Source organism: uncultured Mucilaginibacter sp., from assembly GCF_913773635.1.
In the GTDB taxonomy this organism is placed as follows: domain Bacteria; phylum Bacteroidota; class Bacteroidia; order Sphingobacteriales; family Sphingobacteriaceae; genus Mucilaginibacter.
The window spans coordinates 438,507-450,807 of sequence record NZ_CAJYGQ010000006.1 but is presented as its reverse complement, the minus strand read 5'-3'; the positions used below and the strand labels follow the sequence as shown (position 1 = coordinate 450,807).

Genomic DNA, 12,301 nt, shown 5'->3' with positions numbered 1-12,301 from the left:
TCAGCGAAATGCGGTTGCGTATTATTGGCTGCGCGGTGCATAGACAATGATACAAGCGCCTATGAGCGCCACAGATGCGCCGATCAGGTCCCAGCGATCAGGCTTGAACCCATCAACTTTCCAGGCCCATATCAAGGCCATGATAATAAAGATACCGCCATACGCTGCGTATACACGTCCAAAGTTGGCGGTTTGCCATGTTGCTACCACACCATATAAAGCTAAGATCAAGCCGCCCAAAATTCCCCACCAAAGTGGTTTATCCGATCTTAGCGATTGCCAGACCAGATAGCCACCACCTATTTCGAGAAGACCAGCAAGAATAAAAATAGATACTGATTTAATTAAATTCATATTTTCAGCTCAGATAAATAACGTCTTTTAAACCGGCGATCTTTCATCATCGCCATAGTATCGTTATACGTCAATGCTAAATGTAAAGATAATGCAGTACTGGGCGTTAAAGTGATCAATTATGTGATGTGGCCAAAAAGTTGTTAGCATGGCGAGTAGCATCATGCTGAACCACCACTGCTCTGATCAGGGGAGCTACGTCGTTAACTTTTACAGATAAAAACGAATCTCGGGGTTACCGCCAAACGCCGCTAAGAATTTGCTCAACTGCTCTCCCAAAGGTTCTTCATGATTTAATTGGCAATCATCTAAAATATCATCGATTCTTTCCTCCAGTTGTTCTTCCAGTTGCTTGTGGTCGTAAGGTTCGATTACATGTTGTTCGAAAAGTTCTGCTGACGTATAGGTGTAACGGTCGATCTCTTCATCATCGGTGAATTTTACTACCACCCGGTATAGCACGGGCTCTCCATCGAAATTTTGGTCTCCCATATATACATGAAGATCGAACATCATTTCTATAGTTTCAGGACGATGAATATTTACAAATTGAAATTGAATTTTATCCGGCAGTGGTTGCGATGGTTTTTGTGGCATACTTTTTTATTTCGGAGTTGATTTGTTGGGCTTGTTTTTATGAAAAAGCTTATCCTTCATGGGATAGGTTCCACATCATACCATGCTTTGACAAAGCCAAGGTCTTATTATCAAATATCTCTTTCATGATCATCCATACCTGGTCTGTTAGCGTAATGGCTCTTGTAAAACTTTGATCTGACTTTGTGAGAAATCCTGTGATGGCGATCTTTTCTGTAACGATCTGCTCCTTCGTGAGTTCACAGTGTAACTTGAAATTAAGCGGATAATTTTTCGTGATCGTTTCTGAAGGGTCTTCACGGTTTTGCAATTCTTCTGAAAATGCAGATACAAATTTTCCAAATGGAATATAGCCTCCTTTACCATCGTGCAGGTTCACATGATACATTTGCATGATCTGCGCTTCGTCCTGTATGATCTTTTCGCCGAAGTTTATACTAATGATCTTAGGCCTCGATAGCATGACTTTGACTTTAAGATCTATATTAGCGATCTCCACGTCCTTTTCAAATTCTGCATCATTTTCTCCCGCTTCCCGAAGCTCAACAAGCTTAATCCCTAAGTGCTCGGCATAGGTTAAGGTATCTTTGGTAAATCCCGATCTGCAAACGATGATGCCGCTGGCTATAGCTGCATCCCGCATGATCTCAGAAAGTTTCATCACCATGTCTTTGGTCGCTTTTTTCTTGCAGTATTTGCATTCGATCGCTGTTAACAACTGCCGCCCTCCGTCAACCTGCTCGGTCAGCACATCTACCTGATGGGTGACACCAGATTTACCTACAACTTTACATTGGCGACCATGACCTTTTATTTTGATACCATCTCGTGAACCCAGCATTTCATAGATATACCTGGTGATAGCTTCGTATTCCTCCCAGTTAAGTTCGCTTTCGGTAGACATTTTCATCGGTTAGTTTAGGTTTCTGATATTATGCGGCATCTACCAAACTCACAAATCCCTCATAATCATACGGCTGCATGACCTCAGGTGTATTGGAACTTTCATAACGTGACGTAATGAGTTTAGAGATGGTGTGTGCCGTAAAATGCTTGTCTTCTAATGGCAGGATCAAATCTTTTACTGCTTCTTTTTTAATATGGCCGTCTACCCATTGGCCTTCGGCATCGCGTTGCAGAATAAAAGGCTGCCGTAATTTGCTGTTGTGTATACGTGCCATTAACGGTGTGGCCGGGTTGGTCAGGATCGAGAACGTTTTCACGATCTCGCCGGTCTCCGGGTCGGTCCAATGGCTGTAAATACCACCGAACGAAAATATCTCTTTACTTTTCAGGTAGATGTAGTGGGGGATTTTCGTTTTTTTATCCAAATGGTGCCACTCAAATATCCCGTTCGCAGGTATTAGACAGCGCTTTTTTCCAATGTAATTGCGGAAGGATGGCTTCTCAAAAACCGTTTCCCCAATCGCATTTAGCGTTTGATTACTGAATGCCCGCGCTTGTTGCAACGCTGTTAATTTATTTCCTTTTAAATCAACCGCATTGTCTTTCGGCGTGAACCAATGGGGGATCAGCCCCCAATCATATAACTGAATTTTATTGGGTTCATCCGCCGTGATCACGGGCATCGCCCGATGTGCGAAGCCATCATTATGGTAAACCACATCATACTCGTTCATCAGGGCAATAGTCTCTTCATCCTCAAGCGCATAGCGCGTGCTGATCTCAAATTTGTCTGCCGTAAGTGAATAATGATAACACATAACTCTAATGTACAGAATAACAATCAGGTTATGCAAAGTTGAAAAATATTTTGCCATGCCTGCTTGCAAATACTAAAAATATTAGCATAATTTTGTAGGCCGTTTCTTAATTGTTTTTCACATGAATGCTAACCGACAGATCATCCACATGGACCAGGATGCTTTTTTTGTGTCCGTCGAGGTTCGAAAAGACCCCAGATTAGCTGGTAAGCCGGTTATTATCGGTAGTCTTACAGATCGGGGAGTGGTCACTTCCTGTAGTTATGAAGCCCGAAAGTTCGGGGTACATGCCGCGATGCCGGCCAAACTGGCCCGCATGCTTTGCCCGCATGGGATCTGGATCAGAGGGGATATGGATGCTTACTCCCAGGCCTCTCATGAGGTGACCGCCATATTGAACGCTCGTGCACCCTTGGTCGAAAAGGCAAGTATCGATGAGCATTATATCGATATGACAGGCATGGACAAGCATCATGGGACGCTTAAATATAGCCGGGAATTACGGGCTGCGATAATGCGCGAAACCGGTTTACCTATTTCTTTCGGCTTGTCGGTCAATAAAACGGTGTCGAAAATGGCAACCAATGAATGTAAACCGAACGGTGAACTTTCGGTGGCATCGACAGGTGTGCAGCCCTTCCTCAACCCGCTTTCCATCAAAAAGATTCCTGGTCTTGGCGAAAAGACCTTTATCAAACTCAGCGATATGGGTATCAAACGTATAGACCAGCTGGCGCAGGTACATCCCGAGTACATGACCAGCATTTTGGGAAAGAACGGGATTTGGCTGCTGCAAAAAGCGCAAGGCATCGACGAATCTCCCGTGATCCCGTACCAGGAGCAAAAAAGTATCGGCACGCAAAGCACTTTCAGAAATGATAGTATCGACGTTCAATCGATCAATTTCTTACTTACCTCGATGGTGATGGACCTGGCTTTTGAACTGCGTGAGAAACGCCGTCAATGTGCCTGTATAACGGTAACCATCCGCTATTCTACCCGTGAAGATGTGACCAAACAGGCAACGATACCGTACACGGCTTTAGATGCCGTATTGATCAGTAAGGCCAAAGAATTGTTCAAACAAGCTTATCAGAAACGATTGCTGATCCGTTTGATCGGCGTGCGCTTATCAAACCTCGTAAGTGGTTTTGAACAGATCGACCTCTACAGTGCGTCAGAAGAACAATACAGCCTTTGCCAGGCCATGGATAAGATACGCCGCCGTTTTGGAGCGGATTCCATTAAGTTGGCTTCGGGCATCGATCTGCAATTATAGTTATGTACCTGAACGTCCATTCTCAATATAGCCTGCGCTACGGCACAATGTCCATAGAGACCCTCGTGGACGAGGCCATTTCCCGTGGGGTAACCCAAATGGCGCTCACCGACATCAACAACTCTACGGGGGTGATGGAATTTATGCGTACCTGCCTGGAAAAAGGGCTAAAACCCATCGGTGGTATCGAGTTCCGCAGGGATGGTAAATTGCTCTTTATCGGGCTTGCGCAGAACCGGGAAGGTATGAAGGAACTGAATGATTTTCTGACCGAGCATAACCTCGAACAAAAACCATTGCCTGACCTCGCGCCTGAATTTCAGCACGCCTTCGTCATCTATAGTTATTCGCACCAGGGCGACTTGCGTGCTAATGAATACCTGGGTATTCGCTTTAATGAACTCAATTCTCTGTTTGGCAAAGACCTGACCGCTATACGGGAAAAGCTGGTCGCCTTACAGCCGGTATTCGTTTTGGACAAGATCAGCTACAGGCTGCATGAATACCTGCGCGGTATCGACCTGAACACGGTTTTGACCAAAGTGGATGCGACAGATAAATGCGAGGCAACGGATATGTTCCTGCCCCCCGGCGATATAGAGGCCAAATATGCGCGTTACGCTTTTATCCTCGACAATACCCGCAGGCTGATGGATCGCTGTGTGATGGACTACCCGAAAGGCCGAACGAATTTGAATCTGAGAACATTTTCGAGTTCCGGCAGTAAAAAGGACGACCGCGAATTGCTCGAAAAATTAGCGATGAAAGGTCTGGTTTACAGGTATGGCCGGAACAATAAACAGGCATTGGCAAAGGTCAAACACGAGCTGAAGGTCATCGAAGAACTGGATTTTTGTGCCTATTTTCTGATCACCTATGACATCATCAGGTACTCGATGAGCCAGGGCTACTACCACGTTGGCCGTGGTTCGGGTGCCAATAGTATCGTGGCTTATTGTTTGAAGATCACCGACGTAGACCCCATCGAACTCGACCTCTATTTTGAGCGTTTTCTCAATGCGCAGCGCACTTCGCCGCCTGATTTCGACATCGATTATTCGTGGGATGAGCGGGAAGATGTACAGGACTACATCTTCAAACGCTACGGTAAAGGGTATACGGCTTTGCTGGGCACGATGAGCACTTTTAAAGACCGCAGTGTTATAAGGGAGATCGGAAAGGTAATGGGCTTGCCTAAAACCGAGATTGATAGTTTTACCGACCCCACCAAAGCCGATATACATCGGGATAACCCGACCTTCAAAAAGATCGCCGCTATCTATGAACGGATGGCGGATATGCCGAACCAGCGCTCTATACATGCCGGTGGGGTACTGATCTCAGACGAACCCATCACTTATTACACCGCCCTCGATCTGCCGCCCAAAGGCATGCCTACGGTCCAATGGGATATGTATGAAGCGGAAAAGATCGGTTTTGACAAGTATGACATTCTAAGCCAGCGGGGTATCGGGCATATCAAACTGGCTGTGCAGTTGGCCGAAGAGAATCAAAATGCCAAGATCGATATTCATGACGTCAAAAAGTTCATCAATGACCCTGTGGTCAATGCCAACCTGATGGCCGGCAAAACAATAGGTACTTTTTACAGTGAATCGCCTGCCATGATCCAATTGAACCGAAAACTTCGGTGTAACAGCTATCGCATACTGGTCGCGGCAAGCTCGGTCATACGGCCAGGCGTAGCCAGCTCGGGGATGATGGCGGCCTACATCAGGAACCACCATGCACCCGATCAGGTAAAATACCTTCACCCGGTCATGAAAGAGCAGCTGGAAGAAACCTATGGCGTGATGGTGTACCAGGAAGATGTGATCAAAATATGCATCCACTATGCCGGGATGGACGGCACCGATGCGGATATTTTAAGACGGGGAATGAGTGGTAAATACCGATCTAAAAAGGAATTCGACCGTTTGGTCGAACGCTTCTTTTCCTGTGCTAAAGCATTGGGCCGCCCGGAGGATATTACCGCAGAAGTGTGGCGGCAGGTATCGTCCTTTGCCGGGTACAGTTTTTCCAAAGCACACTCGGCCAGTTTTGCGGTGGAAAGCTATCAAAGCCTTTACCTGAAAACCTATTATCCGCGTGAATTTATGGTGGCGGTGCTCAATAATTATGGTGGCTTCTACAGCCGGGCGGTCTATATCCATGAGCTGCAACGGGCTGGTGCCATCGTTCACCTGCCTTGTGTGAACCGAAGCGACGCCGTGGTCAATATATCGGGTATTGATGTACATCTCGGGTTTGTCGGTGTTTCGGGCTTACAGGAGCATTTTATGCAGCTTATACCCGAAGAACGTACAAGGAACGGCCTTTATCACGATTTGGAAGATCTGGTCAGGCGGACGAAGATCGGCAAAGAACAACTGATCATTCTCATTCGTGTAGGCGCGCTGCGCTTTACCGAAAAAAGTAAAAAGCAATTACTTTGGGAAGCGGACCTGCTGTTGAGCAAAACAGCAAAACCCACCAACGAGATACAGCTTTTTGCCGTACAGAAAAAGGATTACTACCTGCCCGTATTGGAAAATACGGCACTCGAACATACTTACCATGAACTGGAACTTTTAGGGTACCCTTTGACCATGACCTATTTCGATCTGCTGGAAACAGATTACCGGGGGCAGGTCATGGCTAATGACCTCATCAACCATGTGGGCCAGACCGTTTTGATGGTTGGCCGTTATGTGTGCGAAAAGACCGTACATACCAAGCGGAATCAAAAAATGTGGTTCGGTAATTTTATTGATGCAGAGGGTGATTTTTTTGATACGGTACACTTCCCCAATACCACCCGTACTTATCCTTTCAGAGGCCAGGGCTGTTATGTAATGGAAGGGCGTGTCGTCGAAGAATTCGGCGTAGCCAGTGTCGAAGTGAAAAGAATGGAAAAAATGCCGATCAAGGGTAACCCGGTGATGGCATAAATATTAAAAAAGAACAGCTATATGGACAGATTTACAATAAACTGCATGATCACGGGCAAAATAACCGAACTTCAGTTCGACCTTAAAAAGATGCCGGGTGAGACCGGCCCTTGTTACATGGTATCGATAGACGGGATGTTTAGGGGCTATATCAAAAAGGAAAACACTGGTACATTCCAGCAGTTAGTAAACACGCATTTCGCTGCCGAGGACATGGCTGCCATCAACGAGCAGCTAACGGCCATCAGGACCGGCCTCTCACAATAGCTAAAAAGGAAGCCTTTCGGTTTCCATGAGATCTTCATTTTACTGTATTCCTTTTATGCTTGATGATTTTCAGCTACGAATGACCGTTCACTATGGGGGAATTTCAATAGGTCGTAACTTTGTACAAGTTACTTAACCCTGGTCATGGCCTTAAAAAGATCAACTTGTTCAAGCATGCTCTAATAGAAAGTTAGCATCGATATGAAGCTGTGCATGCACTGCTTTTAAAAAATCAACACCGGGTCTTTGTTTCCCGTTCATGATCAACGAAAGCTTCGCATCGCTCATGTTCAGTTTTTGTGCAAGATCGCGTTGCTTGAGTTTCATCTCGAACATACGCATTTCTACCATGCCGATAAGCGTGGTCGGCGCTTCTACCTCGTATTTTTCCTGTTCAAAAGCTTGGGCCTGTTTGGCCAATTCCCTGATCTCCTGAAGTTCTTCTTGGGTGACGTTTTCACTTCCCTTGGCCATAAGGCCATCGATCTTCGTCATTACCGTTTGATAATCGCCATCGCTTTTTATCGCTTTCATCAGTTTCATTGATAAAAAAGATTTGTAAATGTTATGCTGCCTTTTTCCATAAGCAACGTATGGTGCTCGTTTCAGATCGTTGAGCAATCGATCTTGTCGTAGGCTTTATGGGTACCGACAAAACGGATATAAACCGTTCGGATGTCAAAAAATATGAGCGCTACGATACGGTAGTGGTTCCCCCTTATATCAAAAACGAACCGGTCATTGCCTACTGCATCTACACTGTTGAACATGGCCTTGATCTCATGATAGTTCGCCCAATCCGCTTGTGACACCAGTCGATACCAATTGTTCAATGCATCTTTGGAATCTGCGTGTTCCTCAAAAAATACTCGTAATGTCCCATAGCTGATAACGACCATGTGATTTCTGTGTTTTATCAAATCTAAACATTTTTTAGATTTTCTAAAAAATTTATTTTACTTCTAATAATAAAAGTTATGATGTTATAACGAAGGATGAAATTTGTATCGGAAAAGAAAAGTCAATCGCCTTGATAATGGTTGCTTAGTGTTTCATCGATCATAGATCGCCAAATTTTATGTTATTTAAGAATATGATTGTTTGTTTGACGCATTTTGTCAAATGATACTATTTTCGCATAAAACCCGATCACGATAATGAACTTTATTACTGAAGAACTGAATGATGCCAAGAATATTCAACGTCTCTCTATCCCGGCAAAAAGATTAAAAGAAAAACTTGCACCGATACCCTCTACATTTGAATCCCTCCGCCGCCGATGGTTTTGGGAACTACTTCAAAATGCCAGTGACTACAATGATGAAGTAAGTGTCAGGCTGGAACTTTTCCATGACAAGATCATTTTCTCCCACAATGGCCTGCCCTTTAGGGCTATTGATACAGAAAATTTGATCTCACCTGATTCAGGTAAAGATGATGAGGAGATACAGGCAAAAGACCCTATCGGGCAATTCGGCACCGGGTTTATTTCTACGCACATTCTATCGGCTGAGATAAGCATTTCGGGTATCGTAGCATCTCAGAAATATAAGGGGCAATTCACCGGCGTAAGGTTTACGCTGAACAGAACCGAATATGAAAGCAAAGAAAAACTTATCAAATCTATCAACGATGCAGAAAGGGAACTGGAAACGGGTACTTATGATGTAGAATATATCCCAGGGGCTTTTAGTACTCAGTTTAGCTATGACCTGACAAAGCCATTCCCTAAAGTTGATGCTGTCACTACAGTGATAGAGGGCTTAAAGAATATCGATGAGGTATTGCCTTTCACCTTGATCTTCATGAAGAAAGTGAAGCAGGTGGAGGTCATTAACCATGCTTTTCCAGCTTTTGAATATGGCAAACGAACTGTTTTTAAGCGGGATGAGCTTTCATCAAACCTCATTAACTACCGCCAATTCGACGAACACGACCAGTTGTTTAAGAATGTCGACTACCAATTCAAGGTTGCTCAACAAGGGGATGCCACCGTTGTTGTCAGGAAAGATGGCAAGAAAATATTACCCTATCCGTCGTTGATCACCAAGCTTTTTTGCTCCCTACCTATGATCGGCAGTGAAAAATTTTGTTTACCGTATATATTGAATTCTTCCAAATTCATCCCTGCTACGGAAAGAAATAAGGTTGAATTATCGCAAAATGATCAGGCAAACCGAAAAATACTGTTAGATAGTATCATTGCGTTCAAGGCGTTAGTTAATGAACTGAGCGATGAGGGTTGCTATGACTTTCATCACTTATGTATTTTTTCCGATCCAAATGATGCCAGCCCGGCAGTAAATACCTGGCTCAGGGATTTTGTATTAAAACCCATTCAGAATGATCTTAATGAGCTGAAAATTGTGATTGCCAATTCGCCCGGTGTTTCCATAAAATTGTCTGAAGCTTCTATCGCTTACATGCCCAGGGATGAATTCGACGCTACCCGTTTTTCGCAATTGACGGCGATCACAGATACGCTGCAAAAGAATAAAGCGCCTAAAAAGGGTGATGTTATCTTATGGTATAACAGTCTTGATTTTTCAAGATTCCCCAATCAGAAATTTACCATAGAGATGATCTTGAAGAAGATCCACGATGCTGCAAAATTAAGTGTACTGAATACTTTGCTCGGTGGCTCATGTACCGATTGGCTATCTGAGGTGCATCAGTATGTATTGGCCTATCACGAAACTTTTTTTGATCAATATAAACTTATCCCGGATCAGGAAGGGAATTTGCATTTCCGTAAAGACAACATTAACTGGGATGACCAGATACCCGAAGATCTCAAAGAGATATATTTGAAAATCACCGGCAATTCCTACGGACATATTCTACTTGATAATGATTTTGAGAAAAACCTGACCTTGCTACCCGCAACACAAGCTAAGGGAGCCAACGACATCGGTGTAGAGATCGATCTGGCTTTTAAAAATTATAGTGGTGACACCAGTGGCAAAAATTACCTGGAGGGCTTGCGCAAACTCTTTAAATGGTTCAAGGATCACCAAGATGACGAGGATGAGTCCTTGAATAAGACATTTGAGTATTTCTCTAAAAAGAAACCACAGTTGTTCATGGACACCTTTAACGAGGAAGAAAAGGACAAAGCGTTTGTGATCGTACAAAGCGGGAAACTTCAAAGCCTGGCTAAACTGGCCGAATCCAGGATCAGTGATGAAGAGATAGACTTGCTGACCGACAACTTGGATCAGGTAAAAAGCATCCTGGAATGGCTTTCTCAAAAAACAGATGACGAGAGCCATGCCAATGAAAACACTGGCCATACCGGTGAAGAGATCGTATTTGAAGCGCTCAATAAGAAATTCGGCAGTTTAAATAATACGCAGGTCATTTGGGCAAGCCGGGACAGAAAAGAACCGCGTTATGATTTTGAGGTGATCAGGGATGGCGCGATCATCCTTTATGTCGATGCGAAAACGACAAACCAGGGCATTGCCAATTCCGATTCGATCCCGTTTTTTGTCAGAAGAAAACAGTGGGAGTTTTTGAAAGATGAAAGTGTTCGTAATAAATATATCGTTGCCAGGGTAACGACCGGCTTAGGTAACATCGGTATCGAATGGCTTTCTTTGAACTTGAGTAATATTTAGATCTGAAGGATATTTATAATAAATGATGGTAACAATAGATCAATTTAAGGCATATCAAACCGAGGTTGCCAAAGTAGTATATTCCTCAACAATTCAGTTCTTTACATTAAATGACCAAAACATTCCCCGAGCACACGGTAGTGGCGTTCTGGTAAATATTGATGAGCACTACTTTGTATTTACGGCAGCGCATGTGATAGAAGACCATCAGGGTAAATTACACGTGGGAATAGACCAAAATGATGCATTATTGTTGGGGGGCGACTATATTATAAATCACCATTATGATCGCCAGAGAGATACCATTGACACGGGTATCATTAAGTTGGACACGGTGACAGTGGATAAGCTTACACCCTCGTATGCATTCATAACCAAAGAAGAGCTGGGCATTGATCACGAATGGAAAAATTTACCTCAATACGTTGCGCTCGGCTATCCTGCGACCAAAACGAAATACAACCCGTTCAAGAATTCTGTGAAAACCGTGCCCTTTATTTTTATTACCATGCCAGCGGCTTTTAAGGAGTACGCAAAGAATAAATGTGACCCGGAACATCAGGTATTGGTGCATTATGACCAAAACGCAGTGGTCAGTACTACAACTAAATTAAAAAATAAGGGACCTGATAGTTATGGGATGAGTGGTTGCGGATTTTGGAATACGACCACCAATGGCTTTATAAAGCAGAACGGTGAAAAGAAATTGGTTGCAATTTTAACGGATTGGCCAAACAAACATTTTTGGATGGGAACACGGATTGATATTTTCACAGAGATTGTCAGAAAAAAATATCAGTTGAATATCCCGGTATCAACGGTCATAAAAGTAAATTTTTAACATTTTCCAAAGCTTGAACTTCCACCTTATTCCTGTAACGTTGACCCTAACTATACCTCGTCGCTAAACGATTATATTTAGTGTTCCTTTTGATCTTGGCTGTCCCTACGGCCGGGCTTTCCGCTTTATCTTTTATCCTAAAAGGATGCCACTGCAATCCCTGACAGGAGACCACCTTTAACTTGTGTTTTTCAGACATGGAAGCCTTCGGCCATTGTAAGCACCTGCCTTAATGCGATGCTTCACGGTTATGGCTACTTTTCGAAATCACTCTTTGTTGTCTCTTTACATTCTCACGCAACATTAACAAAGCGAAGGCCAGGCCGCTGCTATCAACAATCAAATAGGTTTGCCAAGCGCATTTAATGATCAATTAAAAGATCGCTTCTGCATTTTCGCTATGCTGCAAAAGCATTCGCATAGTTTAAAACTGTTTACACCCATGAAGAACTTCGGTCAGGGCTACACTGGTTTACCCGCATACGCTGGGAAAAGCGGCGCTTGCCTTCCCTCGGTACTTCATTTTACTGCTTAAAGGTCTGATTGCTTTCAGTAGCTATTTTCCAAAGAAAACGGACAAAAGCGGCGTCAAGTTCGGTCAGCCCGTCCGTACGAACGCATAATGGCCTCCGGCCACCCTTCGGGACTTATAGTTCTCCCATCCGGGC

General features: G+C 44.0%; 11 protein-coding genes. 5 read left to right on the top strand and 6 right to left on the bottom strand.

The window, feature by feature from the left end:
* Window positions 1-21: 21 nt before the first annotated feature.
* The 4 genes from QZ407_RS07260 to QZ407_RS07245 all read right to left on the bottom strand — a co-directional run bounded on the left by QZ407_RS07260 (window position 22) and on the right by QZ407_RS07245 (window position 2,732).
* A complete protein-coding gene (locus QZ407_RS07260; protein WP_295769225.1) occupies window positions 22-354 on the bottom strand; it encodes a YnfA family protein in 333 nt (110 codons plus the stop codon).
* A gap of 210 nt (window positions 355-564) precedes the next feature.
* The gene (locus QZ407_RS07255; RefSeq protein WP_295769223.1) at window positions 565-951 is read right to left on the bottom strand and encodes a hypothetical protein; all 387 of its coding nucleotides are present in this window, start codon (window positions 949-951) and stop codon (window positions 565-567) included.
* 49 nt (window positions 952-1,000) lie between these two features.
* Window positions 1,001-1,861: a restriction endonuclease gene (locus tag QZ407_RS07250; protein ID WP_295769221.1), complete on the bottom strand. Its 861-nt coding sequence runs from the start codon at window positions 1,859-1,861 to the stop codon at window positions 1,001-1,003.
* A 22-nt stretch (window positions 1,862-1,883) separates the two neighbouring features.
* Window positions 1,884-2,732, bottom strand: a complete 849-nt coding sequence (locus QZ407_RS07245; protein WP_295769219.1) for an SOS response-associated peptidase — start codon at window positions 2,730-2,732, stop codon at window positions 1,884-1,886.
* 64 nt (window positions 2,733-2,796) lie between these two features.
* Between QZ407_RS07245 and dinB the strand changes: the two genes are divergently transcribed.
* The 3 genes from dinB to QZ407_RS07230 are packed head-to-tail and all read left to right on the top strand — an operon-like array spanning window position 2,797 to window position 7,172.
* Entirely contained in the window at window positions 2,797-3,954 is a 1,158-nt protein-coding gene (dinB, locus tag QZ407_RS07240) for a DNA polymerase IV (protein ID WP_295769216.1), read from the top strand.
* Between the two features lie 2 nt (window positions 3,955-3,956).
* A complete protein-coding gene (dnaE, locus tag QZ407_RS07235; RefSeq protein ID WP_295769213.1) occupies window positions 3,957-6,905 on the top strand; it encodes a DNA polymerase III subunit alpha in 2,949 nt (982 codons plus the stop codon).
* A gap of 21 nt (window positions 6,906-6,926) precedes the next feature.
* Window positions 6,927-7,172 carry a hypothetical protein gene (locus tag QZ407_RS07230; protein ID WP_295769211.1) on the top strand — a complete coding sequence of 82 codons (246 nt, stop codon included), beginning with the start codon at window positions 6,927-6,929 and terminating at the stop codon, window positions 7,170-7,172.
* Window positions 7,173-7,340: 168 nt separating this feature from the next.
* On the opposite strand, the gene QZ407_RS07225 is transcribed toward QZ407_RS07230, so the two are convergent.
* Both QZ407_RS07225 and QZ407_RS07220 read right to left on the bottom strand, forming a co-directional pair.
* A complete protein-coding gene (locus QZ407_RS07225; RefSeq protein ID WP_295769209.1) occupies window positions 7,341-7,715 on the bottom strand; it encodes a helix-turn-helix domain-containing protein in 375 nt (124 codons plus the stop codon).
* Between the two features lie 62 nt (window positions 7,716-7,777).
* Window positions 7,778-8,071: a type II toxin-antitoxin system HigB family toxin gene (locus QZ407_RS07220; RefSeq protein ID WP_295769207.1), complete on the bottom strand. Its 294-nt coding sequence runs from the start codon at window positions 8,069-8,071 to the stop codon at window positions 7,778-7,780.
* 258 nt (window positions 8,072-8,329) lie between these two features.
* Here QZ407_RS07220 and QZ407_RS07215 point away from each other — a divergent pair, with 258 nt between their 5' ends.
* Together QZ407_RS07215 and QZ407_RS07210 are read left to right on the top strand one after the other, a co-directional pair.
* Window positions 8,330-10,792: a hypothetical protein gene (locus QZ407_RS07215; RefSeq protein ID WP_295769205.1), complete on the top strand. Its 2,463-nt coding sequence runs from the start codon at window positions 8,330-8,332 to the stop codon at window positions 10,790-10,792.
* Window positions 10,793-10,814: 22 nt separating this feature from the next.
* The gene (locus tag QZ407_RS07210) at window positions 10,815-11,633 is read left to right on the top strand and encodes a hypothetical protein (protein WP_295769203.1); all 819 of its coding nucleotides are present in this window, start codon (window positions 10,815-10,817) and stop codon (window positions 11,631-11,633) included.
* The last annotated feature ends 668 nt before the right edge of the window (window positions 11,634-12,301 follow it).